The sequence below is a fragment of the Gracilibacillus dipsosauri genome (genome assembly GCF_003176895.1).
Classification (GTDB): Bacteria; Bacillota; Bacilli; order Bacillales; family Amphibacillaceae; genus Gracilibacillus; species Gracilibacillus dipsosauri.
Genome location: NZ_QGTD01000008.1, coordinates 206,484 through 232,537, shown reverse-complemented (window position 1 = coordinate 232,537; position 26,054 = coordinate 206,484). Strand labels below are relative to the sequence as shown.

The 26,054-nt window shown below is 36.2% G+C and carries 24 protein-coding genes, 1 other RNA gene and 1 other annotated feature; of the genes, 4 read left to right on the top strand and 21 right to left on the bottom strand.

Annotation, left to right across the window (positions count from 1 at the left end; translation table 11 throughout):
- Window positions 1-190: 190 nt before the first annotated feature.
- The 4 genes from DLJ74_RS08095 to DLJ74_RS08080 all read right to left on the bottom strand — a co-directional run bounded on the left by DLJ74_RS08095 (window position 191) and on the right by DLJ74_RS08080 (window position 4,963).
- Window positions 191-550 carry a YxeA family protein gene (locus tag DLJ74_RS08095; RefSeq protein ID WP_109984093.1) on the bottom strand — a complete coding sequence of 120 codons (360 nt, stop codon included), beginning with the start codon at window positions 548-550 and terminating at the stop codon, window positions 191-193.
- A 19-nt stretch (window positions 551-569) separates the two neighbouring features.
- Window positions 570-2,483 (bottom strand): FtsX-like permease family protein, encoded by a 1,914-nt coding sequence (locus DLJ74_RS08090; protein ID WP_109984092.1) that lies wholly within the window; start codon window positions 2,481-2,483, stop codon window positions 570-572.
- On the bottom strand, window positions 2,484-3,239 hold the full coding sequence (locus DLJ74_RS08085) for an ABC transporter ATP-binding protein (RefSeq protein WP_054859199.1): 756 nt from the start codon (window positions 3,237-3,239) through the stop codon (window positions 2,484-2,486).
- A gap of 578 nt (window positions 3,240-3,817) precedes the next feature.
- Window positions 3,818-4,963, bottom strand: a complete 1,146-nt coding sequence (locus tag DLJ74_RS08080; RefSeq protein WP_109984091.1) for a VanZ family protein — start codon at window positions 4,961-4,963, stop codon at window positions 3,818-3,820.
- A 496-nt stretch (window positions 4,964-5,459) separates the two neighbouring features.
- Between DLJ74_RS08080 and DLJ74_RS20425 the strand changes: the two genes are divergently transcribed.
- Together DLJ74_RS20425 and DLJ74_RS08075 are read left to right on the top strand one after the other, a co-directional pair.
- Entirely contained in the window at window positions 5,460-5,615 is a 156-nt protein-coding gene (locus tag DLJ74_RS20425) for a hypothetical protein (protein WP_181397473.1), read from the top strand.
- Between the two features lie 243 nt (window positions 5,616-5,858).
- A complete protein-coding gene (locus tag DLJ74_RS08075) occupies window positions 5,859-6,113 on the top strand; it encodes a hypothetical protein (RefSeq protein WP_245902300.1) in 255 nt (84 codons plus the stop codon).
- Window positions 6,114-6,167: 54 nt separating this feature from the next.
- Here the strand turns inward: DLJ74_RS08075 and greA are convergent, their stop codons facing one another.
- The 15 genes from greA to cymR all read right to left on the bottom strand — a co-directional run bounded on the left by greA (window position 6,168) and on the right by cymR (window position 21,523).
- Window positions 6,168-6,644, bottom strand: a complete 477-nt coding sequence (gene greA / locus DLJ74_RS08070) for a transcription elongation factor GreA (protein WP_054859198.1) — start codon at window positions 6,642-6,644, stop codon at window positions 6,168-6,170.
- A 317-nt stretch (window positions 6,645-6,961) separates the two neighbouring features.
- On the bottom strand, window positions 6,962-7,591 hold the full coding sequence (udk, locus tag DLJ74_RS08065) for a uridine kinase (RefSeq protein ID WP_054859197.1): 630 nt from the start codon (window positions 7,589-7,591) through the stop codon (window positions 6,962-6,964).
- A 5-nt stretch (window positions 7,592-7,596) separates the two neighbouring features.
- Window positions 7,597-8,250, bottom strand: coding sequence for an O-methyltransferase (locus DLJ74_RS08060; RefSeq protein ID WP_054859196.1), 654 nt, complete (start codon window positions 8,248-8,250; stop codon window positions 7,597-7,599).
- Window positions 8,251-8,336: 86 nt separating this feature from the next.
- Window positions 8,337-9,491, bottom strand: a complete 1,155-nt coding sequence (mltG, locus tag DLJ74_RS08055; RefSeq protein WP_109984089.1) for an endolytic transglycosylase MltG — start codon at window positions 9,489-9,491, stop codon at window positions 8,337-8,339.
- A gap of 271 nt (window positions 9,492-9,762) precedes the next feature.
- Complete coding sequence (locus DLJ74_RS08050; RefSeq protein ID WP_054859195.1) at window positions 9,763-10,050, bottom strand: DUF1292 domain-containing protein; 288 nt, start codon at window positions 10,048-10,050, stop codon at window positions 9,763-9,765.
- A 17-nt stretch (window positions 10,051-10,067) separates the two neighbouring features.
- Complete coding sequence (gene ruvX, locus DLJ74_RS08045) at window positions 10,068-10,484, bottom strand: Holliday junction resolvase RuvX (RefSeq protein WP_054787785.1); 417 nt, start codon at window positions 10,482-10,484, stop codon at window positions 10,068-10,070.
- Window positions 10,477-10,746, bottom strand: a complete 270-nt coding sequence (locus DLJ74_RS08040) for an IreB family regulatory phosphoprotein (protein ID WP_054787786.1) — start codon at window positions 10,744-10,746, stop codon at window positions 10,477-10,479. Before DLJ74_RS08040 ends, ruvX begins: the two co-directional genes overlap by 8 nt.
- Before the next feature lie 75 nt (window positions 10,747-10,821).
- Window positions 10,822-13,455 carry an alanine--tRNA ligase gene (gene alaS, locus DLJ74_RS08035; protein ID WP_109984088.1) on the bottom strand — a complete coding sequence of 878 codons (2,634 nt, stop codon included), beginning with the start codon at window positions 13,453-13,455 and terminating at the stop codon, window positions 10,822-10,824.
- A gap of 51 nt (window positions 13,456-13,506) precedes the next feature.
- Window positions 13,507-13,714 (bottom strand) — a binding site (T-box leader).
- 39 nt (window positions 13,715-13,753) lie between these two features.
- The gene (locus DLJ74_RS08030) at window positions 13,754-14,827 is read right to left on the bottom strand and encodes an AI-2E family transporter (protein WP_109984587.1); all 1,074 of its coding nucleotides are present in this window, start codon (window positions 14,825-14,827) and stop codon (window positions 13,754-13,756) included.
- A 5-nt stretch (window positions 14,828-14,832) separates the two neighbouring features.
- A complete protein-coding gene (locus DLJ74_RS20745) occupies window positions 14,833-15,057 on the bottom strand; it encodes a hypothetical protein (protein ID WP_245902316.1) in 225 nt (74 codons plus the stop codon).
- Window positions 15,058-15,552: 495 nt separating this feature from the next.
- Window positions 15,553-17,943 (bottom strand): SF1B family DNA helicase RecD2, encoded by a 2,391-nt coding sequence (recD2, locus tag DLJ74_RS08020; protein WP_109984087.1) that lies wholly within the window; start codon window positions 17,941-17,943, stop codon window positions 15,553-15,555.
- 17 nt (window positions 17,944-17,960) lie between these two features.
- A complete protein-coding gene (locus tag DLJ74_RS08015; protein WP_342767734.1) occupies window positions 17,961-18,629 on the bottom strand; it encodes a tetratricopeptide repeat protein in 669 nt (222 codons plus the stop codon).
- Between the two features lie 185 nt (window positions 18,630-18,814).
- Window positions 18,815-19,924, bottom strand: a complete 1,110-nt coding sequence (gene mnmA, locus DLJ74_RS08010; protein ID WP_109984086.1) for a tRNA 2-thiouridine(34) synthase MnmA — start codon at window positions 19,922-19,924, stop codon at window positions 18,815-18,817.
- A 16-nt stretch (window positions 19,925-19,940) separates the two neighbouring features.
- Entirely contained in the window at window positions 19,941-21,083 is a 1,143-nt protein-coding gene (locus DLJ74_RS08005) for a cysteine desulfurase family protein (RefSeq protein ID WP_054787792.1), read from the bottom strand.
- A 20-nt stretch (window positions 21,084-21,103) separates the two neighbouring features.
- On the bottom strand, window positions 21,104-21,523 hold the full coding sequence (gene cymR, locus DLJ74_RS08000) for a cysteine metabolism transcriptional regulator CymR (protein ID WP_109984085.1): 420 nt from the start codon (window positions 21,521-21,523) through the stop codon (window positions 21,104-21,106).
- A 266-nt stretch (window positions 21,524-21,789) separates the two neighbouring features.
- Between cymR and DLJ74_RS07995 the strand changes: the two genes are divergently transcribed.
- Window positions 21,790-23,055: a replication-associated recombination protein A gene (locus DLJ74_RS07995; RefSeq protein ID WP_109984084.1), complete on the top strand. Its 1,266-nt coding sequence runs from the start codon at window positions 21,790-21,792 to the stop codon at window positions 23,053-23,055.
- 125 nt (window positions 23,056-23,180) lie between these two features.
- Complete coding sequence (locus DLJ74_RS07990; protein ID WP_109984083.1) at window positions 23,181-23,885, top strand: RsfA family transcriptional regulator; 705 nt, start codon at window positions 23,181-23,183, stop codon at window positions 23,883-23,885.
- Window positions 23,886-24,011: 126 nt separating this feature from the next.
- Here the strand turns inward: DLJ74_RS07990 and ssrS are convergent.
- Both ssrS and aspS read right to left on the bottom strand, forming a co-directional pair.
- A non-coding RNA gene (ssrS, locus tag DLJ74_RS07985) (6S RNA) lies at window positions 24,012-24,207 on the bottom strand.
- A 79-nt stretch (window positions 24,208-24,286) separates the two neighbouring features.
- Complete coding sequence (gene aspS / locus DLJ74_RS07980; protein ID WP_109984082.1) at window positions 24,287-26,044, bottom strand: aspartate--tRNA ligase; 1,758 nt, start codon at window positions 26,042-26,044, stop codon at window positions 24,287-24,289.
- Window positions 26,045-26,054 lie beyond the last annotated feature (10 nt).

The window sequence follows — 26,054 nt, the reverse complement described above, 5'->3', positions numbered from 1 at the left end:
CTAGTATTACTTCACTGAATCAGCTTGTTCGGATAATCAAATGTTTCATTCATTTACTACTCATTGTTTGCAAATGAAAATCCACTCTGCCAATCGTCTTGTTGACGCCATGCCTGTGGAAAGCATTGTGTTTTCCGTAGTGATGTGCATGCGAACATCTTCAATAAAGTGGAAAAAAGCTATTTTCATTTTACTGCAATTGTTCTAGTGCTTGTTCTGGTATTTCGTCTTTTTTTACCTCTTGGTAAGATGTTACCCCTTTATCATCTTTTATAAAGACTTGTAAAAACGCTCCTTGACGAAGTTGTTTGGCTGCGTTGAAGTCTAAGGTTATTTCATTACCCTCTTCATCATAGCCCAGTAAACTGTATTGATAGTTTGTATAAATTTCACCATTGCTTGCCTTACTCTCAATCGGTTCACCGTCTCCAATTATTTGCGTGTAAAAGGAATCTGCTCCTAATCTATTCGTGTTCACATTTTGTAAAAATAATAAACCACCTAGTAAAAGAATAACAATGACCCCTAAAGTAATAACTATTTTTTTCATGTTTATCCACCTCATCGTTTTATTTCGTCACAATTTTATAGTAATTTCTTACTGTCATAAAATAATAAATAATATAAATCAATATATAAATGATCGTACTAATCAATATAGGTAGCCATATATTTAACTGTAGTATACTATTGATCGCTATTAATGCTACGACACTGTGTACTATACCTGTTACCAATGGTAGTGCGAAGATAAAGAATACTTGTTTGTTAATAGATTTTTTAATTTCTTTTTTATCAACACCCATTTTTTGCAAAATATTGTAACGTCCCCTGTCGGCTGTTGCTTCTGTGAGTTGTTTAAAGTATATAATACTACCTGTTGCACTAAGGAACACTAATCCTAAGAAACATCCGATAAAAATAAATAGACCTGTTGATTCCATTCCTTGACTATAAACTTGATAAAAGCTTGTAAAATTTGCTTCCTCAGGCATAATTGATTGAATCGATTCATTTAGGTTTTTGGCTTTTGCTTCACCTGTTACTTTGTATGCCTCCATTGTACCAAGTTCAGCATCTACAGACACTTTATCAAACATTTCATCACTAACTACAATCGTTGTACCTGAAGTTCCTGTATTCAACACATTGGATTCTTTCATTTCTGTAAAGGTAATATCATTTCCATTTACATCAATATTAGATCCGACATATTCCGGTGATAACCCTTCAAAGTAGCTTATATCTAACGCTATCGCTTGATCTCCTGATAGAGTGAGCGTATCTGTATGGCCTTGTAGTTCTAATAAGTGATTATACGTTTCATTGGAGATAACTGTATAAATTGCTTCAACAGGACCCATACGACTATTTAAAACAGTTGTATCAACTCTCGCCGAGATCGTTGGTATCGATTCATGATAGACTAGATCATGATCTGGATCTTGTTCAATTAATCGATTAACTTGACTTGTTAAACCTCCGTCTTGATCGATGAACATCATGCTATTGGGATTAGCTAATTCTGCATTTATTTTATTGTTATAGTAAAAACCATATGACGTTCCAACTGCTACTAGTGTTGTCGCACTTAATACAGCTATAATAGTTAACGTAAAAGCATTTCCTTTCATACGATAGAGCAGCTGAGAAATACTAATGATATTAATACCATTCCAAAACTTTTTCTTGTTTTTCCGCGCTCTTTTTAAAGAGAAAATGATTAGCGTACTAAACAATAAATAGGTTCCCAAAATAACAGCGATTATAATCAAAAGTGGCGTAACTAAAATTCCAATCATTTGCCAAACTTTTGAATGCAAAATATCTTGTAGTGCTAACCAATAACCGAAGCCTAGAAGAAGCACTGATAAAATAGCTGTTATGATAGATGCTTTTGGTTCTCTCTCACTCTCCTGATCTGCCTGGAATAACTCGATTAATTTAAAACGATAAATGAGTCGATAGCCGTGAAAAGATGTCACAGCAATTATCAACATAAACACAATCACCGTATTAATGATGGCATCTGTTGAAATAGAAAAATGAACAAGGGCATCATACCCCATTACCTTCATCAAGATAGCAACAAATAATTTGGAAACAACAGAACCCAATATAATACCAATCGCAAGTGCAATAATCCCCATCAAGAAGTTTTCATAAAATAGCATTCTTCCGATTTGTTTCTTTCGTACACCTAATAACGAATAAAGAGCGACCTCTTTCTTACGCTTCCTTGTAAAGAAGGAATTAGAATACCAAATGAAAATAGCAACAAAAATAATTAACACAATCGACGCTGCATTAAAAGCAGAGCTGATTTTCTCCGATGTTTCTGATGCAGCATCGATCGTTTTATCATATTTCAATGAAACAAACGTAAAATAAATGACCATACTAAAGATCATCGATGAGAAATACAAAAAGTAATTAGTGAAGTTTTTTCGCATGTTTTTTCCGGCAATTGTAAACAGTGTCATTTATTGATCGCCTCCAAATGAAGCAAGAACATCTAATATTTTTTGATAAAATTTCTTTCGTGATTGACTCATTTTCGTAATTTTTGCATCAATACCACCATCATTAATAAACAAAATCTGTTCACAGAAGCTAGCTGCATAAGCATCATGCGTCACCATCATAATGGTTGAGCCATTTTCCTCATTTAACTTTGCTAAGCTTTCTAAAAGGCTTGTTGCTGATTTTGAATCCAAAGCTCCAGTTGGTTCGTCCGCTAAGATTAAACTTGGATTCGTCACAATGGCTCTTGATGCTGCTGTTCGTTGTTTCTGTCCACCAGAAATTTGATATGGATAACTGTCAAGAATAGCTCGAATACCAAATGTATCCGCAATGCTTTGAACACGCTGATCAATTTCTTTTGACGAATTTTTCGCTAATGCTAATGGAAGTAAAATATTTTCTTTAACCGTCAAAGTATCTAGTAAGTTGTAATCTTGAAAGATAAATCCTAACCGATCACGACGAAATTTAGATAATTGTGCTTCATTCATATTGACAATATCTTGATGATCCACGATAATCTCACCTGAAGTTGGTGTATCAATTGTCGCTATAATATTTAATAAGGTTGATTTACCAGCACCAGAGGGACCCATAATCCCTATGAACTCTCCTTCTTTTATCTCTAAATTAACATCTTCTAACGCTGTATGTTCATTCCCTTTACTTCCATAAATTTTTTGTACATTTTTCGCATGTAATATTGTTTTCATTGTAGCTGTCCCTCCCATTTGTCTTTCTTTTATTCATTATACATAGCCAACCTTACAGCATACTTAGCCCAACCTTACATTAACCTTAAATATTCGTCTCGAATTTCTTTAATCTACCAATAAAAAGACAAAAACAAGGTAACCATCATATTGGTCACCTTGTTTTTCTGCCGAGCATATAAAAAACAATTAGTAATTGCATGTATTATGTTTCGCTTTCCTTTAAAAAGAGAACCTAAGGTGAATACAACTTAGAATCTCTCCTGTAGCATGTCGATTACCAAATATATACCTCTTTATTTCATTACAAAACTGTTTATTCTCATACAATTCATCTCCTTCTATGGACACCATTGCTAGTACTTCCTTCTATTATAGCACCTGTTAATTCTACAATTTGGTCAGGGGCTGTTTTTTCAAAGTTTACCTTTGTTGACTCAATTACTTGATCATCTTAACAATCAATGTTTATGTGATACAACTTCTACCCCTTTATAATCTACTACAATGGTCTCGGTTCGCTTCGAGGCAAACAGTGAATCATTGGTCAGGACATTTTCTCAGTTTACTTCATAACTTTATTTTTTCCTCGGTATTATATTCGATGCGTGATCGAAATAGAAGGTTCGTTTCCCTTTTTTGAAAATGACGAAAATAGCATGAATAAATAAAACTCCCCACAATATACTGAAGAATACAAATACAGCCACAGTGATCAAGATATGGTAAGCATATAGATGTGAGTCCATATCAATTTCCATGCCATCTAATACATTAATAAATGCTGATGTCACCCATGGTAAATAAAGTGAAAATAGTCTATTAAACATAAGCTGCCATTTAGGTACATTGCCATCTAAATCGGTAAGTTTAAATCGCATAATATTCGTTCCTACTGTTTTTCCACCCCATAAAAGAGGTAAACCAAAGTAAAATATAATAAATCCTGCTGTTTTATAAATCAATTCAATCAATTCATTGGATGTAAAAAGCCCTATTGTCAAATTCCAACTGAGTAGAATTAATAGATAATCTATGAATACAGCTAACAATTGCGAAAGTGGCGGTACAACTTGACTATTGAGTTTTTGATCCGCTTTAACTAAAAGGCTCATTCGTGAAGGAAATAAAGCAAGTATAACTGGAGCAATAAGGAAACCTAATAATGCACCAGTACTATTTAGGATAAGATCATCTACATCAAATATGCGATAAGAACAATTGTAAATTCCGTAAATTCCAGTTACTTGGGTAATCTCATAAAAAAGTGACAAGATAAATCCTAAACCTAATGCGCGCTTCCAGTATTGTTTCTTCTGTAAAAAGTACCTTAGATAGACTCCAAATGGCAGTAACAATAGGACATTGAATGCTGCTTGCAAAAATGCGCTCTGCTTCAATACGTGAGCATAGGTTGATGGTTGCGTCCAAACAATTTCACTACTCATGATGATATCCGCTATAAAGTAAAACGGAATAAGTGAATAATGTACTGTATCAGTGGTTTGCATTGCACACGTATCTCGGGTATCTGGTAAAGGTAAGAGCACCAAAAACAAAGCAGATAACATATAAAAAACAAACGAAAAGGCAACAATTGAAGCCCAAATACTTAAGTAACCAAATTTTCGATAAACATAGATCAGCCAAGGGATAGTAAGGAATATGGATAACAAGAGAAATATAAGAAATGCTGTTTGTATTGGTATGATATATGTTGACATGTGTACACCTCTTTGATAAATGAATACTGAGCTTATTTGATCTTTTTTGAATAAGGATAAGGAAATTCTAAAAAGGCGCCCTAACATTGTTAAACTTAATTGACAAACAAAAGAGAATCAAGGAAGGTTCATAACCCTTGATTCTCTTTTGTTTAAAGAGATATTGGAAAATATCAATAAACATATACCCATAAATCTCATTATTAAACATTTATCTTGGTATAAGTCTTTCCATTGCATTTTCTTAAAAAGATCAACAATCCCCTGTAGGGATGCAACTCACCAGCTTGAAAGCTGGTTTTTACATTCTTTTAACATGCCCATTTTAAAACATCCAGCCAAAACACACTTGGATATCCACTGTCTATAAGGGGAAACTTATTTATTATGAATAAAAAGATATATTAATTATATTTAAAGCATCTAGGTTAACTATATTGTTACTTTACCCTTTAGTATTTAAAATATGAATTATACAATCCAAGGAGGTTCTTCTATGAATGGCGTTTTCGTCAAAAGTGAAGTAGCACCTTTAAAAAGAGTAGTAATGGCTTATTCTGAATTTGACTTTCCTTTAAAACTAAATCATGAGGATTTGACATTTTTATCAGAAGAAAACAATGATGTGTACAATGAAAAAGACGATAAATAAGTATATGGAGAAACAGTTAGTTATAGAAATAATGATATGAAAGAGGGTGTAGTAATTAATAGAAGTAAAAAATCGGTAGACACTATTCATAGTATATTTAACACTCAGCGTGGTGGTTGTAATTAAATATGGCTCCTCTGAGGTTATTTGTAACGAATTTTTTCTTTTTTTGTCATATGAGCAGGATTTTGTCCATAAATATGGAATATATTATATTAAGAAAGGGTTAGGAGTGTGATTTTGATGAAAACTACAACTTTTAATCGTCAATTATGGGAATTAAATTCCTTTGACTCCATTAGCTATGACAAAGAAAAAAAGTTATTATGTATCTATTTTTTCAATGGTATTACGCTAGAATTTCACTCCATATCAGAAGAAATTATCTTTCAGTTTATTTTAGAAACAAACAAAGAGGGGTTCATTGAAGAAAGACTGAAAACCACCTTCCCTTTTCATGAAGTAACATGTCCATCATCCGTTCATTTAAATATGTAAATGCAGAATATACATAATAGAAATGGATACCCACTTAAAGGGTATCCATTTTATTTATTCTACATTTAAGATTTTCACTTGCATGTCACCAGCTGGTGTAGGTACGGTCAATTCCTCTCCAATAGAATGTCCTAAAAGACTTTTGGCTATTGGTGAATCATTGGATATCTTTCCTTCAAAAGGATCTGCCTCGGCACTTCCGACAATGGTGTAGCTCTCCTCTTCACCATCTGGCAGTTCTTGAAAGGTAACGGTTTTTCCAAGGGAAACTATATCAGGATTATCGGTATCATTTTCAATAATTACAGCATTACGGATCATATTCTCAATTTGTGCGATACGTGATTCAACAAATGCTTGTTCATCCTTAGCCGCATCATATTCCGAATTCTCTGAGAGATCTCCAAATCCTCTTGCAATTTTAATTCTTTCTACAACTTCTTGTCTTCTTTCTGTTTTTAAATATTCCAGTTCTTGTTCTAATTTTACTTTTCCTTCGTCTGTCATATAATAGCTTTTTTCTTCTGGCATGTTCCTACACTCCTTCATTCCAATTACTAACTGATTGATTGTGAGAATATCTCTTTATTTGTATGAAAAATTCATTTATTTATCACCATTTTTTACAGCTCAGAAATTCGTTTGGTATGTAAATGGTGCTATACTTCGAGACATCCTTTTAGCTGGTAGTATCATGTAAATAAAGATTATACCACAAATAAAGATATTTGTGGCATCTTTTGAAGCTAACTGAGAGTTGCTCATCGTGATAAAATATTATACTAACCACTACTATGGCAGATTTCGGATTATTTTTCAATAGTTTTCTATTATTGACGGATCTAAAATTATTTTTTGGCTAAAATCGTCTCTACTTTTGTAGCTAATAAGTCAATCGCAACCATGTTCTGGCCGCCTTCAGGAATAATAATATCTGCATAGCGTTTAGTCGGCTCAATAAACTGCAAGTGTGCAGGCCTTACGGTTTCTAAATATTGATGAATGACGGAATCAATAGAGCGGCCTCTCTCATTAATATCGCGTAATAGACGACGGATAATACGTAAATCCGCATCTGTATCGACAAATACTTTAATATCCATCAAATCGACTAATCTGGGATCATCTAATATTAAAATACCTTCAATTATGATAACATCCTTTGGTTCAACCTTTTCCGTTTCGTCAGACCTTGTGTGAAGCTTATAATCGTAAATTGGTTTATCGATTGGTTGATGATTCACCAGTGCTTGGATATGTTCAATTAGTAGGTCATGATCAAATGCTAATGGATGGTCATAATTTGTTTGTAACCTCTCTTCCAATTCCATATGCGACTGATCTTTATAGTAAAAGTCTTGCTCAATAACAAGAACAGATTGATCGATAAAACGATTTTGAATGGATTTTGTAACAGAGGTTTTTCCGGAGCCGGAGCCCCCTGCAACACCAATAATAACGGGCTTCTTTCTTTCCATGTTGTTTACACTCCTATGTTCCGTTTTGGTACACTTAAGGCCACTCCATCTCCAATAGGTACGATCGTGGTTACGTAATCTGGATGATGGATTAGCCATTGATTATATTGATCAATTTTCTCCGAAAGCTTTTGTAATCTTTTCGAGGCATCTGTACTATCTGCGACAAGTCCACGAAATAGCACATTATCGGTAACAATTAAACCATCCTCTTTAAGCATTGGCTCATATAGTTCAAAAAACTTCTGATATTGTCCTTTAGCGGCATCAATAAAAAGAAGATCATATGGCGCTCTTTCTTCCACTTCTTGTTGTACTTTTAAAGCATCCCCAAAAATCGGATGGATCTGCTTTTGTTTCTTTAATTTTTCTATGTTTGACAATGCACGCTCAAACATGTTTACATCTCTTTCGACCGTAACAACCTGTATTTCATTTGAGACTTGACTCATTTGTAATGCAGAATAACCAATCGCTGTACCAATCTCTAATATCTTTTTGGCATTTTTTATACGAAGTAGTTGAACTAGAAAATCCATGCTAATTTGGTCCATTATAGGAACATGGTCATTTTGGGCTTCTAATTCCAATATTGTTGTCCATTCTGGCTTGTCCTTTTTTAAGCCTTTTAAATAATCGGTAATGACTGGTTGAATCACTTATAGGCTCCTCCCCGAGCGATATTGTATAGTAGAGTTTGCAATGGAAAAGCAGGGATAATGTTCTCCCCTGCTTCCATCCACGTTTAATCTTGTGAGTGAATATATTTTTCTTCTAGTGTCTGATGTTCCTCATAGGTTGTAGAATAATGTACATTTCCTTCTTGATCTGCCAAGAAATATAAATAATTGGAGTCTTGTGGCTCTAAGACAGCTTGTAGAGAGCTAACACCGAAATTAGCAATAGGACCAATCGGTAAGCCTGTTACTGTATACGTATTATAGGGTGATTCAATCTCGTAGTGATCATACGTTAATCTTGAAATATGTTCACCATGTGCATAAATTACCGTTGGATCTGTTTGGAGTCGCATGCCTTCATCTATTCGATTATAAAAAACTCCAGAAATGAGTCGACGATCCTCATTGTTTGGTGCCTCTTCCTCTACTAATGATGCAAAAGTGAAAATATCGTGCATATTAAATTGCTCCATGCCTTTAATCTGTTCTAGGTAAGGCATAAATACCTCTTTCGTCTTATTCAGCATGCTTGTAACCACTTTTTCAATACTTGGTTTCTCTTCGGCAAACTGATAAGTTGCCGGAAACAAATATCCCTCTAGCGGGTAACGAATATCCTCTTGCAAAATATCTTCTGTCAAAATATCAGGATACTGTTTTATTAGCTCTTGTATATAAGCTTTATCTGACATCTTTTCTAAAAAGGCGTCTTTATCTATCTTTGCTGTTTTTTCATAAGTCTCCGCTATTTCCTCTATGTTACGTCCTTCAGGTATGGTGACACGTACGGCTCCTGCCTGGGTAACAGAACCTGTTTGAAGCTCCTCTGTAACCTCCTCTAATGTCATCGAAGGTGATAATGCATAATCACCAGCTTGAAAGTCAGAGGCATTGTTAAATTTGACATAGAATCGGTAGATTAAGCTATTAGCAATAATCCCATTCTCTTCTAAGATGGAAGCAATATTGGAGGTGCTTGACCCGAGTGGAATCGTAACATTTATCGTTTCCTTATTACTAGGATCAACAGGTGTCAGGCCATTTTTGACATATTTATATCCTAGAAATCCACCTACAATAATGATGAATAATAGTACAAGAAAAATGATCAAGAATATCTTTCTCGCCACACTAGCTTCTTTCCCTCGCTGTTGAGCAATTTCTTTATATGTAGGTTTGTTATTTTTCTTTAGATTGGTTTCATCGGTCTCTTTCCCCATAAGGAATCCCCCTCTCACCCGATATATTATACTACAAAATTCAGCAAAGGAAAACTGAACCTATCGAAATTTGGGAGTATTAGTAAATTTTTAATTCTTTTACTCATTTACACACGTATCTGGTTTACAATAGCTTCAATGGTATTTCCTCTAAAAATTCCATTCGGATACTTTGGACATCAAAATTTTTGCTTCATCGCTTTACTTCCTGCAAAAAAAATTTATACTTTACGTATAAAAAAGCTGGCTAGATGACACTAGCCAGCTTTCACTATTCTTGTAAATCTTCATTTTCTGCAATGGTATTGAGCACTTCTTCTACCATATCCCACTCTTCATCTGATTCAATGTGATAAAGTGCTAAGTCATCGTCATTTTGTTTTTCTTCATAACGAAAGGCAAATACTTCTACCTCTTCATCTTCTTTTTGTTCAGCAGGTACTACTGCTACATAAGATTGTGCGGTTTCATCCACATCAAATGTAAAAAGCACTTCGAATAAATGTTCTTCACCATTTTCGTCAGGAATAATGATACGTTCCTTTTCTTCTAGTGGCACTCAAATGACCTCCTTTTTTACTTACTATCTAAATAACCTTGTAATATCATTACTGCAGCCATTTTGTCGATGACCTTCTTGCGCTTTTTCCGACTAATATCTGCTTCAAGTAGAACTTTTTCCGCCGCCATGGTTGTAAGACGTTCGTCCCATAATATAGCCGGCAGTGAAAAATGGTTTTCGACAAATTTGGCGAACTCTTGTGATGCCTCACCTCGAGGACCAATTGTGCCATTCATGTTTTTGGGTAAACCAATGACAACCTTTTCTACTTCATGATCTTGAATAATTGTAGCTAATTCGCTTTTTACAGACTCGAAAACAGGTTCTTGCCACTGTAGGGTCGTTAAGCCTTGAGCTGTCCAGCCCAAACCATCGCTTATTGCGACTCCTACTGTTTTCGAGCCCACATCTAACCCTAGAATTTTACCCATTATGCTTATTCGAGCTAATATAATATTGGACTAATTCTTCCAATATTTCATCACGCTCAATTCTCCTAATCAAATTTCGTGCATCCTTATGACGGGGAATATATGCTGGATCACCTGATAGTAAATAACCAACAATTTGATTTATTGGATGATAACCTTTTTCCTCTAATGCTTCATGTACTAATAAAAGTACTTCGCTAACATCCTTCTCAACGGGTTCTTCAGCAAAATTAAATTTCATTGTTTTATCCATTCCATCCATGGAAGCACCCCCAAACGATACTAATTTACTCTATTGTGTCCCTATTATACCTTTTATAATAGAAAATTACCAAACTTAGCCTTTCTTTTCTGCATATTTTTCTACATATTGTAATGCTTCTTGAATCTTGCTTGGGTCTTTTCCACCAGCTTGTGCCATATCTGGACGGCCACCACCGCCGCCACCACATATTTTAGCCGTTTCTTTGATTAGATTACCAGCGTGATATTGTTGGACTAAATCTTTGGTCACCCCTGCAGCTAATTGAACCTTATTATTTTGAACAGTTGCTAATAAAATAATCGCAGATTTTAATTTTTGCTTCATATCATCAACCATTTGACGGAGCTGGTTCATATCAGAGACATCCACTTGTTTGGCTAAAACCTTAACTCCATTTATTTCTTTTACATCTTCTAGAATGGAAGATGCTTCAAGTTGAGACAGTTTCTTACTGAGTGAATCCATTTCCTTCGCTTGATCCTTCATTTCTTTAAATAGATGTTCAATCCGTTCAGTAACTTGCTCTTCCTTCGTTTTCAATTTAGAAGCAACTGTTTTTAATAATTGGTGCTTTCCATTAACAAATTGGTAGGCACTTTTGGCAGTTACAGCTTCTATTCTTCTCGTTCCAGCACCTATACCAGATTCTGAAACAATTTTAAATAGGCCAATCTCAGCAGAATTTTGTACATGGCATCCACCACATAATTCGATACTATAGTCACCAATTTGAACAACACGTACGATCTCCCCATATTTTTCACCAAATAATGCCATCGCACCCATCTCTTTTGCTTCCGCTAATTTTTTATTGCTAATCATTACTGGAATGGATGCCCATATTTTTTCATTGACGAGCTGCTCAATTTCTACAATTTCTTCTTCGGTTATAGCGCCAAAGTGGGAAAAGTCAAAGCGAAGACGATTACTAGTGACTAGAGAGCCCGCTTGATTAACATGTGTTCCTAATACATCCTTTAATGCTTGGTGCAATAAATGGGTTGCCGTATGGTTCTTTATAATAAACTGACGTGATGATTCATCTACACGAGCCGTTACTTGTTCATTCGTAGAAACGGTCCCTTTTTTCACTAGAATCCGATGAAGATTTTGTCCATTCGGTGCTTTTTGGACATCCAGTACTTCAGCCTCTCCATTTTTGCTAAAGATCAAACCTTTATCTGCTATTTGTCCACCACTTTCTGCATAGAATGGCGTCTCTGCTAGGATTAAATAAGCTTCTTGACCATCCTGAATAGAAGAAACGGTTTCTTTTTCTGCCACGATCGCTGAAACAGTCGTATCAATTCGTAATTGGTCATATCCAATGAACGTACTATTCGCATCTATGCTAGCTAGGACACCATCTTGAATCTGCATTGAATCAACCTTTTGTCTAGCATTTCGAGCTCTGTCGCGTTGTTTTTCCATCTCTTTTTCAAAACCTTCTTCATCTATTGTAAACCCAGCTTCAGCGACATATTCCTCTGTTAATTCTTTTGGAAAGCCATAGGTATCATATAATCGGAAAACTTCTTCCCCTGGAAATATACTACTATTCTCTTCTTTTTCACGTTTAACAATGGTATTTAAAATCTGTAAACCTTCTTGTAAGGTTTCATGGAATCTTTCTTCCTCTGTTTGAACAACATTTTGAATAAAGGCTTCCTTTGCCTTCACCTCTGGATAGAATGCTTCCATTATTGTTGCTACAGTTGGTACAAGTTTGAACATAAAAGGCTTTTCAATTCCAATTTGTTTCGCATACCGTACTGCACGACGTAATAACCGTCTTAGTACATATCCTCTACCTTCATTAGAAGGAAGTGCACCATCACTCACGGCAAAAGTGACTGTTCTAATATGGTCTGCAATCACTTTAAAGGCAACATCTGATTCAGCTTTTGTCTGATATTTTGTGTTTGCCATTTTTTCAGTAGCTTGTATAATCGGTAAGAATAAATCTGTTTCAAAATTTGTTCTTGTTCCTTGAATAACACTTACTAAACGTTCAAGTCCCATACCGGTATCAATGTTTTTCTTCGGAAGAGGTGTGTAGCTATCATCTGGGTTATGGTTAAATTGAGAAAAAACAAGGTTCCAAATTTCTAGATAGCGCTCATTTTCTCCACCAGGGTATAGCTCAGGATCACTCAGATCATTGCCATATTCCTCCCCACGATCATAAAAAATCTCCGTATTTGGTCCACTTGGTCCTTCCCCAATATCCCAAAAGTTCTCTTCAATTCGTATAATTCGTTCTTCTGGTAAACCGATCTTATCTCGCCAAAGCTTGTAAGCTTCTTCATCCTCGGGGTGGACTGTAACCGATAGCTTTTCACTATCAAATCCAATCCATTTGTCTCCTGTTAAGAACTCCCACGCAAAATCAATCGCTTCCTCTTTAAAATAATCACCAATGGAAAAATTACCAAGCATTTCAAAAAAGGTGTGATGTCTCGCTGTATAACCGACGTTTGTAATATCATTTGTTCTAATTGATTTTTGTGCATTTGTAATTCTAGGATTTTCTGGGATAACACGTCCATCAAAGTATTTTTTCAATGTAGCTACACCACTGTTAATCCATAGTAGTGTTGGGTCATCCTTTGGTACTAATGAGGCACTTGGTTCTATTTCATGACCCTTTTCTTTAAAGAAATCCAAAAACATTTTACGAACCTGTGCAGATGATAATTGTTTCATTTTATTATACCTCCGTTTTATAGTAAAAAAACTCCCATCCCTGCTATAAAGCAAAGGGACGAGAGTTTCCGCGGTACCACCCTAATTATAGCTTTATTCCAAAGCTATCATCTTTCGATCCGTAACGTGGATACCACCGGCAGTGATTAAACTGCACTTCAAACTAGCTTCAGTAACCAGTGCATTAGAATTTCTTCCAGCCAAGGAAATTCCTCTCTAGAAATGTTAGCTACCTACTCATGTTTTTCATCGTTTTTCCGTTATATGACTTCGCTAGGATATTATATTGAAAAAATGGCTATCTGTCAATTTGTTTCATCTGTCGGTAAATAAGCGGGACCGCCACTCTCCCGATTGCTAATAAAGGAACGGCTAGGATCATTCCAATCACTCCTCCCACTTTTGCTGCAATAAATAATGCAAGAATGATATAAACAGGATGGATGCGAATACTTTTACCAACAATAAAAGGAGAAAGCAGATTCCCTTCTGTAAGCTGAACAGCTAAAATGACAAGCAATACGAATAACACCATTTTAGTCGAAATCGTAAAGGCGATTAAAAGTGCAGGAATGGCACCAATAATTGGACCAAAATATGGAATGAAGTTGGTTAAACCAATAATAACCCCGAGTAGGATGGAATATTCCATTCCAATCCATTTTAATAATAAGTAGGCAATAAAGCCGACTAAGAAGCAAACTAAAATTTGCCCTCGAATATATTGACCTAAACTCTCTTCCATTTCATTTGCTAATCTTTTTGTAAAGGCATGATATCTAGTAGGTATTAGCTTGAGTACCCCTTTTTCCAAACGGCTGTAATCCTTTAAAAAATAAAAAGACAAAATGGGGATTACGGCAATCATGACAAACACATCAAAAACCATTGGAATATTATCCATTATCGCTGTGAAGATATTGCCAAGCCTATTCTCTATGTTAAGAAAAAATTCATCTAATTTATCATGAAAGCCTTCTGGCAAAAATGATGTTTGATCATAAATACTATATAAAAAGGTCTGATAGGACTCGATTAATTGTGGAATGTTCAGTCTGAACTCATTTAATTGTCTTACGATCGTCGGAAAATAGAAATAGATTCCTAGACCAGCTATTAGAAAGAAGAATAAATAAATTAGTAATATAGCGATTGTTCGTGGAATATTGTATTGATGAATCTTCTCAACAACTGGGTGCAATAAATATGCTATCAAACCCGCTATGAGAAAAGGTAGGATAATTTGAAAAAACATGAGCAATAAGCTTTTATAAAATGGGAATAAAATGATTAATAGATAGAAAAAGAGTACGGCAAGGCAAAGGATGATTAACTGAAGCGCAATGCGAACCTTTTTTGCTTGATTCTTCATCATCATTACCTCTCTACTCTTCTTTCCTCATCGGAAAAAAGGTCATCTAAAGAGCTTAAGGAACCATCCATTTCTACTTCGTGAAGGTGAAGGAGATCATTTTGTATTGATAGCTCTATATAACAATTCCAGCAATAATACTGGTTAGTCCCAATAATTCCAATATCCTTGCTTCTGCAGTTTGGGCAAATCACCAAAGTTCCCTCATTTCTTACGTTTTTACCATACATCCTTTCCATAATAAGGATTTTTATACACATCATAAGGATGGATAAATGAAAGAAATGATCTTTTGCCGTACTTTTTTTCTATTGTGGAAACAATGTATTCAATGAGTGAGTGAAGGTTTTATGATTGATACTTGTTATGCCAAACGCCTGTATGGAAAAGCTCTAACAGTGGGGCTGCCATAAGAGCCATTTTCGCTAGTCCTCATCTCAAATTAGTACTTAAAACTGTAATAAGTACCATTTTCGCTAGTCCTCATCTCAAATTGGTACTTAAAACTGTAATAAGTACCATTTTGCTAGTCCTCGTCTCAAATTGGTACTTAAAACTGTTATAAGTACCATTTTCGCTAGTCCTCATCTCAAATCAGTACTTAATTAAGATTTGTACAGCATGCAACTGTGATATATTGTTCAAAACAACCGCCACCTCGGAAACCTGTTAATTAGTGAAACTATTAGAATAAGTAGCACAGCTAATTTCCAATAAATCTTCACTTAATCTTCCATAAAATCATAAGGCGAAAAATCCTCTTGGCCAACCTTCACCTGTAATAGCAACTCATCTGCTGTCTTTTCAGTAGCTGTTTCATCGTCACTTTCTATTTCCTTAAGCTCTTCCTTCTTCTCCATGCCAAAAAGTTCTTGTAAAAACTCCACTAAGGAAGAGTAGCGTTGATTGGTATCCTCTGTTAGCACCCCTTTTAAAAATGCATCCTCATCTCCGCAAATGACAAGCGATTGCTTAGCACGAGTGATAGCTGTATAAATTAAGTTTTTTCGAAGCATTCGGTTATACCCCCTAATAATTGGAAGTATAACAATAGCAAACTCGCTCCCTTGAGATTTATGAATTGACGTACAATAAGCATGCATTAAATTCATTAAATCTGTTTTAGCATAAGGAACCTCTCGGTCTTCAAAGGCCACCACTACTTGTTCCTCTTGCTCCATATTTTCATCCTTTTCAAAAATGGCTACTACCTCTCCAATATCCCCATTGAAAACTCCATCCTCGGGCTGATTAACGAGCTGGATCACTTTATCTCCTTTTCGGAAAACCATCTCTCCAAAACGCATTTCTCTTCTACCAGGCACGGAAGGATTTAACACTTTTTGTAGTTCTTCGTTTAATCGATGGATTCCTGCCTTTGATCGATACATTGGTGCAAGCACTTGAATTTGTCGTAGATCGACACCTTTATCGTGTGCCTTTTTCACTATTTGCTTCACAATATCGACAACCTGATAATCAGAACATTTAAAAAAATTAAAATCATTAGCTTTCACAAGCGTTTCTTTCTCCACCTGACCATTTTTAATCTCGTGAGCAAGCTGGATTATTTTTGACCCTTCCTTTTGGCGATATACTTCTGTTAGCTGAATGGACTTTACTACTTTACTTGCCAATAAATCTGCCAAAACTTGACCAGGTCCAACAGATGGTAATTGATCTTCATCACCGACGATCAAGACTTGCATATCACTAGGTATAGCTCGGAACAATTGATAAGCAAGCCATATGTCTACCATCGAAAACTCATCGATGACAATTATTTTCCCTGTAATTCGATTGTTTTCATCCTTATCGAAAGTTTCATGTCCATCCCAGCCTAGTAATCGATGAATAGTCATACTCTCTATGCCAGTGGATTCCTTAAGTCTTTTTGCTGCTCTTCCAGTCGGTGCAGTAAGTATAAAAGGGTATTCCTCACTGTCATCATAATCGGCCTTATCAATTGAAAAGTCATGTATCTGAGCATAAGCATTAATAATACCCTTGATTACTGTTGTTTTCCCTGTCCCTGGACCACCTGTTAAAATCATTATTTTTTCCGACAAGGCTGTTTCTATTGCCTCGTATTGTTCTTTTCCGTAGCTTATGGTTTCTTTTTCTTCAATATCTCCAACTATTTTCAAAAGCTCTGCATCGGTAAAAGCCTTTTCTTGGCTCTTGTCCGCAATTCGCTTCACTTGCGCACAAAATCCTGTTTCAGAATAATAAAGTGAAGGCAAATATGCCTTTTTATCTGTCACAATAATTTCTTTTTTCTTATTTAGTTCCACAATTTCAGCAGTCAACTTCTCTGCTTCTATATTATTTTCTTCCCCTTGAAGAAGTTGATCCATTTCACCAAGTAAAACATCCATAGGCAAATAGACATTTCCATCCTGTATACTATTTTGTAATACAAAGATACAAGCTGCCTGTAGTCTTGTTGGATGGTCTACTGTAATCCCATTTTGACGGGCAATTTGATCTGCTCTTAAAAAGCCGAAACCTTCCACTTCAAACACAAATAAATAAGGATTTTCGATGAGATACTCCAATGTCTTCTCACGATAGGCGCTGTACATTTTTTGTGCCATTTTTAATCCGAAACCATATTTAGATAATTCTATTACTATATGCTCAAAACCCTGGTTTTCATGTAATATTTGATATATTTTCTCTTGTTTGTCTTTAGGTAATCCATTGACCTGTTCCAATACAGATTGGTCATTTAAAATTTTGGATAAGGCCGCTTCTCCTAATACCGTTACTATTCTTTCTGCTGTTTTTTTACCAATACCGGGAAATAAATCACTAGATAAATAAGCAATGACACCTTCCTTTGATTCAGGCAGAAATCGTTGGTAGCTATCCACTTGAAATTGTCGTCCAAATCGTTTATGCTCAACCATTCTTCCATAAAATTCATACGTTTCTCCTGGATCTAATCTTCGAAAATACCCTTTTACAACAATCTCTTTTTCAGAAAGCTCTTGATTTGTTTCCAATACTTTGATCTTTGCTATCGAAAAATGCTCTTGTTTATTTTCGAATATGGTATGGATCATTTCCCCTTTTATAAAATTTTTTTGTTCAACAATTGGATCTGTTGACATTGCCTATACCCCTTTATTCACTCATTATCTGCAAGCATTTTTTCGATTTGATTCTTCCCGTTAGCCGCAAGAATATGTTCAGGCTGAATTTCGAGCGCTCTAGTAAAGTGTGCTAACGCCTCTTGGATGTTCTCATTAAACAAGCTAATAACCCCTAAATTATAGTGGGCATCACTATGATTTGTTTCAAGCTCTAATACTTTTATAAAAACTTCTTTTGCATTGGTTAATTGTTCTGTTTGGGCCAGGGCAAGACCATATTGGAACCAGACATCTGCATCCTCTCCATTTAATTCGGTGGCTCGTTGTAAGTATGGTAACGCATGCTTGAATTTCTCATCATATAAACAAGACAATCCAAGCATAAAATAGACATCCGCTTCATCAAGTCCTAATGTTAATGCCTTTTGAAAATTGACTCTCGCGTCATTAAATTCATCTTGTTCAAAATAAACGTTGCCTAAGCCATAAAAAGCGGTGGCTGCTTCTTCATCTAATTGAGTCGCCTTTTGATAAAACTTCTGGGCACGCCCATAGTCTTTCATATGTAAAAGTAAGTTTCCAAAATTTATATAATGTATTGGGTCGTTTGGGTTTTGTTCTATTGCTCCTGTAAAGTACTTGGCCGCTTCTTCAAGCTTACCTTCTTTCATATATTGTATTCCTTGGTCCATTTCTTTCATCATTTAAAACCTCCATGCACCTATTTTACTTGATTTTAATGAAAAAACAAAGAGAGGGGAGTTCATACTGATAATTTGATCATTCTTATTAATATATACAAACAAAAAGGCGTATACTGATACTTAAAATTTGTATCAATATACGCACTTTCTTATAGTACTTATTACTAAAGCATTTTCTCGAAAAACTATCCTACATAATCCAAAAATTTATCATTTTTGATGATTTCGTTAATGGTTCCCCCACCTAAACAGACTTCATTTTGATAGAAGACAACTGCTTGGCCTGGCGTAATCGCTCTTTCACTGTCATCAAAAACGACTTTTACTGTTCCATCGGTATTCGGGTAGACAGTCACTCCACTATCCTTTTGGCGATAGCGGAATTTTGCCGTACAATGGAAGGCTTCTATAGGTGCCTCATTAATCCAATTTAGATCTGTAGCCAATAACCCATCAGAATAGAGGGCATCATTATGGTAGTCTGCTCCAACATATAGAACATTTTCCTGAAGGTTTTTACCGACAACAAACCACGGGCCACCTGCCCCCCCAATACCAAGGCCTTGTCTTTGACCGATGGTATAATACATTAAGCCATCATGCTCACCTTTTACTTCTCCCGATAAAGTCATGATTTTACCTGGCTGTGCTGGTAAATATTCACTTAAAAATTCCTTGAAATTGCGCTCACCGATAAAACAAATACCGGTACTATCTTTTTTGGTGGCTGTTGCCAAGCCATTTTCAGTGGCAATGCGACGCACTTCGGATTTTGGTAGATGTCCTAATGGGAACATTACTTTCTCTAATACTTCTTCTGACAATTGATTTAAGAAGTAGGTTTGATCTTTGTTATCATCTACTCCTCGAAGCATTTCTACTCTGTCACCAATGCGGCGTATTTGTGCATAATGGCCAGTTGCCACATAATCAGCGCCTAGTGATAATGCATGCTCTAAAAAGGCTTTAAACTTAATTTCTTTATTACACATCACATCCGGATTTGGCGTTCTCCCAGCTTTATATTCATCCAAAAAGTAAGTGAAGACTTTATCCCAATATTGTTTTTCAAAATTGACTGCATAATATGGAATGTCTAATTGGTTACATACACGAACGACATCATCGAAGTCTTCAGTTGCGGTACAAAAGCCTGTCTCGTCGGTATCATCCCAGTTTTTCATAAATATTCCAACAACATCATAGCCTTGTTGTTTCAATAATAGTGCTGTAACAGAAGAATCCACCCCACCACTCATTCCTACAACTACACGTGTGTCTTCAGGTCTTTTCATCTGTATCACCTCATTTTTAGTTTGTTGTTAACCTTTTGACAATTTGAGCAACACGTCTTGCTGCTTCTAAAATATTTTCTTCATTATTGGCAAGCCCAAAACTAAAGCGTATGGAGTTCGTTGTACAGGCACTATTTTCGGTAAACATTGCACTTAATACATGAGATGGCTCAACTGAACCTGCTGTACATGCACTTCCACTTGATGCAGCAACTCCACTTAGATCAAAATTGGTTAGCAATTGTTCCACATTTGTACCTGGAAAGCTAATGTTTGTTATAGTAGGTACTCTAGGACTATCGTTCCCATTTATTTCGAAATGTACGCCTTCTTCTTTTAAGACATGGATGAATGTCTGATTATAATGAAGGTACATTTCATACCTTAGTTCCCTTTCTGCTTGTGCAAGCTTAATTGCTTCGGTAAATCCTGCAATACCTGCTACATTTTCTGTGCCTGGACGCCGCTTCCGTTCCTGTTCTCCTCCGAATTGTCGTGGATTTAATCGAACATTAGGATGTGAATATAAGAATCCTAACCCTTTTGGTCCATTAATTTTATGGGAGGAGACAGTTAAAAGGTCTACCCCTAATTCTTGTACATTAATTGGTAGCATTCCATATGCTTGTACAGCATCTGAATGGAATACAGCAGGATGATCTCTCAGCAGTTCACCAATTTCTCTAATTGGCTGAATAACACCTGTTTCATTATTTACCATCATTACTGTGACTAGAATCGTATCATCTGTTAAAGCTCTTTTTAACTCTTCTACACTGACTAAACCATCTTCATCTACATCCAAATAGGTTACGCGATATCCATGTTTTTCTAGATATTCAGTAGTGTGCAATACCGCATGATGCTCTATTTTGGTTGTAATGATGTGCTTCCCTTTTGTCGATTCATTTGCCACACCTAGAATGGCAAGGTTATCTGCTTCTGTTCCACCACTTGTAAAGACAATATCCTTCTCATTAGCTCCAATAGATTGAGCTGCTACGAGTCGAGCTCGATCAAGTATTTGTCTCGATTTTCGACCAAAGGAGTGAACACTCGAAGGATTTCCATATTGATCATGCATGCATTTTGTCATTTCCTCAATAACCTTTGGGTGCATAGGAGATGTTGCTGCATGGTCCAAATAAATTGCATTCATTCGTTGTCAGCCTTTCTCTCTTAAATATAGAACATGTAAGGGTCCTGTGTTCCTTGCTCTCCATAGTTGGAGAGATCCTGTAACGTGGTGGTATCCAATACTTCTTTGACCGCATCACGGATTCGAATCCACAGTTCTTGCTTTGCTGGCTCTTCATTTTCTATGCCCTCTACAGGGGTAATCGGACCTTCTAATATACGTATAATATCCCCTGCAGTAATATCATCTGGTTCCTTTGCAAGCACATAACCTCCATAAGCTCCACGAACACTTTTCACAAGGCTGGCATTTCTTAATGGAGCTACTAATTGCTCTAAATAATGCTCTGATAAATTATTTTCTTTGGCAATCGATTTTAGAGAAATGGGTCCATTGCCATTTTGTTTTGCTAATTCGATCATAATGGTTAATCCATATCTACCTTTTGTCGAGATTTTCATACATACACCTCATTTTAAAATATCTCCATCAAATTTATCTTATGTCTAGAAAAGTTTGTCATTAGTTGCTATTATAGCATGAATGATAGATTTATTGCAGAATGATTATGGAAAAGCTTAAGGGAATGCCAATAATATAATCTATTTGCAAATTCTATAATTATATAGAAAAAGGATAAAAAAGTCAAGCGTAATATTTATAATACAAATACTCTATCTCATAAATAGTGTTAAATAACTCCATTTCTAATAAGGAAGTGATCTTAGTGTCAGGTAAACCTTTAGCATTTCGCATGCGTCCTCAACATATTGATGATGTAATCGGACAAAAACATCTTGTTGGCGAGGGTAAAATGATCAGAAGAATGGTAGAGGCAAATAGACTTCATTCTATGGTATTATACGGTCCACCAGGGACAGGCAAAACATCTATGGCAATTGGAATTGCAAACAGCCTCAGCCTACGCTATAAATTATTGAACGCTGCGATTGATAAGAAAAAGGATATGCAAATTGCGGTAGAAGAAGCGAAAATGTCTGGTCAACTTGTCGTCATACTTGATGAGGTGCATCGCTTGGATAAAGCCAAACAAGACTTCTTGCTTCCACACGTTGAGTCTAATCTAATCACGTTAATTGGTTGTACTACAAGCAATCCGTATCATTCGATTAACCCTGCTATTAGAAGTAGGTCTCATATTTTTGAACTCTATCCTTTAGAGCAAGAGGATATTTTAGAAGCTTTAGAGCGAGCTATTCACGATACAACAAACGGGCTAGGAGCCCTCCCTATTTCCCTCCAACAAGATGCAAAAGAACATTTTGCAAATGCAGCAAATGGTGATTTAAGAGCAGCATTAAACGGATTAGAACTTGCTGCCTACTCTACACCGAAAAATGAAGAAGGTAAGATTGTAATCAATTTAGCTAATGCAGAGGCGTCCATGCAAAAGAAAAGCTTCTCTCATGATAAAGGCGGGGATGCACATTATGATGTTTTATCAGCCTTTCAGAAATCTATTCGTGGAAGTGATGTAGATGCAGCCCTCCATTATTTAGCAAGGCTTATCGAAGCCGGGGATTTGGATAGTATTGCAAGGAGAATGCTCGTATGTGCCTATGAAGATATTGGACTAGCAAATCCACAGGCAGGCCCACATACACTCTCTGCAATTGAATCTGCTGAGAGAGTAGGATTTCCTGAAGCAAGAATTCCACTATCTGCAGCAATTATAGAGCTATGTCTTTCACCTAAATCCAATAGTGCGATCATGGCGATTGATGCCGCCTTATCTGATATTAGAAAAGGCGATACTGGGGAGGTACCTGCACACTTAAAGGATGCACATTACCAAGGAGCAAAGGCACTTGGTAGAGGACTTGATTATAAGTATCCTCATGCTTATGATGCTGGGTGGGTGAAGCAACAATATCTACCTGACAAAATCAAACATAAGCAATATTATCATCCAAAAGAAACTGGTAAATTCGAAAAAAATATTAAGCAAATTTATGATAATTTAAAAAAGTAATGTTTAAATCTTGTTTTTCTGGTCACAATAAGGAATAAGCTCAAACACGTACGATTATGAATCTAGTTTAGATCTATATAATCTATCACAAAAATTATTGATTAGAAAAACAAGGAGTGAAGGAAATGGCCAAAGTACGTCAGGATGCATGGTCTCATGAGGATGATTTGCTACTAGCAGAGACTGTGCTACGTCATATTAGGGAAGGGAGCACACAATTAAAAGCATTCGATGAAGTAGGGGACAAGTTAAACCGTACATCAGCTGCTTGTGGATTCAGATGGAATGCTGAAGTTCGCCAAAGCTATGAACAAGCGGTTCAAATTGCAAAAAAACAACGAAAAGATCGAAAAAGGGCTCTCGCAAACAAAGAGCAAAATACTACTACAACAACTACTAATCTTCATTTACCAGAGGAAGAAGAGGTATTTGATAATAGTTCACAAGAGGATTCCTTTATTTGGAATTGGAAAAAAGAAGAAACCAAGCCTGCTATGCAAGATGTGGCCCCTCAATCTTCCTTAGATTTGAGTCAAGTCATACGCTATTTGCAATTCCTTAAGAAAGAACAGCAACAAATGAAATATTCCCAGTCTAATATGGAAAGATTAATTCAAGAAAAAGAACAACTTCAAACACAGCTAGAAACTCACCGAAAAAGAGTACAAGAATTAGAACAAGAATTACAAACAATGCATGAAGACTATCAGGCTTTTATGCAGATTGTAGAACGCGCCAGAAAAATGGTAGTCTTTGATGAAGAACAACCACGACCCGTACCTAAATTCCGCATGGATAAGAACGGAAATCTTGAACAGGTCGCAAAATAAAAAACTGAGCTTTTGCTCAGTTTTTTGCTATTTTTAGCCAGAAAAAGATCAAAGTAGTCTTTTTTTAAATTTCACCTAAATAGAACAAAAAAACACACCTTCCTCAGATGTGTTCCGTGTATGTATCGAAATCCCAATTGTGCCGTCGTAGTGATGAAGTTTTGATCCCGCTCAAGGCAGGTGGGTGCCCTGTCCTACACTTCATACTTCCACATTCGCTTCCTAAGTAAAGTGGCTTGCACACCATGTAGGAACACTGGGCTCCCGATGTTAATGGTGTTCGGTCAAAACGTCATTGATCCGACGAACACATCAGGATTTGTTTATCATTTTGTAAATAAATCATAGCATATTTTCACTTGATTTTCAAGTTTACAATTTCTTTACAATGTCGACTCCATTTAGTTTAATTTTAGATGCAATTCATTCAGTTGCTTGATATCTACTGGACTTGGAGCTTCCGTCATCGGATCCTGGGCTGATGCTGTTTTTGGGAATAAAATCGTATCTCGTAGATTTGTGCGACCGGCAAGCAGCATGATAAAACGATCGAAGCCAAACGCAATTCCCCCATGTGGTGGTGCTCCATACTCTAATGCATCCAATAAGAATCCAAACTGTGCTTCCGCTTCTTCTTTGGTAAAGCCTAGCTTTTCAAACATTTGGTTTTGCATCTCTCTTTGATAAATACGTAAAGAACCTCCACCAAGCTCATATCCATTTAACACTAAATCATAAGCCTGTGCACGTACCGCACCTGGATCTGTATCTAACTTATCTAAATCAGATTCCATTGGCATGGTAAACGGATGATGAGCTGCATGGTAGCGACCCGCCTCTTCATCATACTCTAGCAACGGCCAATCTGTAATCCATAAAAATTCATATTTGCTTTCGTCAATCAGATGATGCTCCTTCGCAAGCTTCAGACGTAAAGCACCTAAAGTATCGAATACAACCTGCTTCTTATCTGCTACAAAGAATAATAGGTCTCCTGCTTCCGCTTCAAGCAAGGAGCGGAATTGGTTTTGTTCTTCTTCTGAGAAGAACTTTGCAATGGGGCCTACTAATCCCTCTTCCTCCACTTTTAACCAAGCTAGACCCTTTGCTCCATAGATTTTAGCAAAGTCTGTCATATTGTCTAAATCTTTACGAGAATATTGGTCAGCTTTTCCTTTCAGATTCAGACCACTAACTTTACCTCCGTTTTCCACTGCTTCGCGGAAAACTTTAAAGCTAGACTCTTTTACAACGTCTGATAAACTCACTAACTCCATACCAAAACGAACATCTGGTTTATCTGATCCAAAACGCTCCATTGCTTCATCATACGGCATGCGTAAAAATGGTGTTTGCACATCTATACCCTTAACTTCTTTCATGACTTTCTTCATCATTCTTTCTGTCATATCCAAGATATCATCCATCGACATAAACGATGTTTCGATATCAATTTGCGTAAACTCTGGTTGACGATCCGCTCTTAAATCCTCATCACGGAAGCATCGAGCAAATTGATAATATTTCTCAAATCCTGCCACCATTAAAAGCTGTTTAAAAATCTGTGGAGATTGCGGTAATGCATAAAAATACCCTTCATGAACACGACTCGGTACTAAATAATCACGTGCCCCTTCTGGTGTACTTTTCGTTAACATAGGTGTTTCCATTTCTAAAAATGACTCATCATTTAAAAAAGCACGAATAGACTGTGTTGCCTTATGACGTAGTTTGAAGGTTTCTTGCATTACTTCACGTCGCAAATCTAAATAACGGTATTTTAATCGAATATCCTCAGAAACATCGATATCATCAGTTAAGGAAAATGGTGGGTTCAATGAAGCGTTTAGTATTTTTATTTCACTTACAAGGACTTCAATCTCTCCTGTAGCAATTTTAGGATTGATTGTATCTTCATCCCTTTCAACTACTTCCCCTTTTATTTCAACGACATACTCACTTCTCACACTATCTGCAATGACCAACGCCTCTTTTGAAATTTCCGCATTAAAAACGGTTTGAACAACACCTGAGCGGTCACGAAGATCAATGAAAATAATTTCACCTAAGTCCCTTCGCTTTTGTACCCAACCTTTTAACACAACTTCTTTTTTTTCATCTTTTTTTGATAATGTACCAGCTAATGTACGATTTTTCATCTATAGTCCC

Bases quoted from the DNA above. Each gene is read 5' to 3' on its own strand.
- DLJ74_RS08095 (WP_109984093.1), bottom strand. From the start codon at position 550: ATGAAAAAAATAGTTATTACTTTAGGGGTCATTGTTATTCTTTTACTA.
- DLJ74_RS08090 (WP_109984092.1), bottom strand. From the start codon at position 2,483: ATGACACTGTTTACAATTGCCGGAAAAAACATGCGAAAAAACTTCACT.
- DLJ74_RS08085 (WP_054859199.1), bottom strand. From the start codon at position 3,239: ATGAAAACAATATTACATGCGAAAAATGTACAAAAAATTTATGGAAGT.
- DLJ74_RS08080 (WP_109984091.1), bottom strand. From the start codon at position 4,963: ATGTCAACATATATCATACCAATACAAACAGCATTTCTTATATTTCTC.
- DLJ74_RS20425 (WP_181397473.1), top strand. From the start codon at position 5,460: ATGAATGGCGTTTTCGTCAAAAGTGAAGTAGCACCTTTAAAAAGAGTA.
- DLJ74_RS08075 (WP_245902300.1), top strand. From the start codon at position 5,859: ATGAAAACTACAACTTTTAATCGTCAATTATGGGAATTAAATTCCTTT.
- greA (WP_054859198.1), bottom strand. From the start codon at position 6,644: ATGCCAGAAGAAAAAAGCTATTATATGACAGACGAAGGAAAAGTAAAA.
- udk (WP_054859197.1), bottom strand. From the start codon at position 7,591: ATGGAAAGAAAGAAGCCCGTTATTATTGGTGTTGCAGGGGGCTCCGGC.
- mltG (WP_109984089.1), bottom strand. From the start codon at position 9,491: ATGGGGAAAGAGACCGATGAAACCAATCTAAAGAAAAATAACAAACCT.
- ruvX (WP_054787785.1), bottom strand. From the start codon at position 10,484: ATGGGTAAAATTCTAGGGTTAGATGTGGGCTCGAAAACAGTAGGAGTC.
- DLJ74_RS08040 (WP_054787786.1), bottom strand. From the start codon at position 10,746: ATGGATGGAATGGATAAAACAATGAAATTTAATTTTGCTGAAGAACCC.
- alaS (WP_109984088.1), bottom strand. From the start codon at position 13,455: ATGAAACAATTATCATCTGCACAGGTTCGTAAAATGTTTTTGGATTTC.
- DLJ74_RS08030 (WP_109984587.1), bottom strand. From the start codon at position 14,827: ATGAAGAATCAAGCAAAAAAGGTTCGCATTGCGCTTCAGTTAATCATC.
- DLJ74_RS20745 (WP_245902316.1), bottom strand. From the start codon at position 15,057: ATGTATGGTAAAAACGTAAGAAATGAGGGAACTTTGGTGATTTGCCCA.
- recD2 (WP_109984087.1), bottom strand. From the start codon at position 17,943: ATGTCAACAGATCCAATTGTTGAACAAAAAAATTTTATAAAAGGGGAA.
- DLJ74_RS08015 (WP_342767734.1), bottom strand. From the start codon at position 18,629: ATGATGAAAGAAATGGACCAAGGAATACAATATATGAAAGAAGGTAAG.
- mnmA (WP_109984086.1), bottom strand. From the start codon at position 19,924: ATGAAAAGACCTGAAGACACACGTGTAGTTGTAGGAATGAGTGGTGGG.
- DLJ74_RS08005 (WP_054787792.1), bottom strand. From the start codon at position 21,083: ATGAATGCAATTTATTTGGACCATGCAGCAACATCTCCTATGCACCCA.
- cymR (WP_109984085.1), bottom strand. From the start codon at position 21,523: ATGAAAATCTCGACAAAAGGTAGATATGGATTAACCATTATGATCGAA.
- DLJ74_RS07990 (WP_109984083.1), top strand. From the start codon at position 23,181: ATGGCCAAAGTACGTCAGGATGCATGGTCTCATGAGGATGATTTGCTA.
- aspS (WP_109984082.1), bottom strand. From the start codon at position 26,044: ATGAAAAATCGTACATTAGCTGGTACATTATCAAAAAAAGATGAAAAA.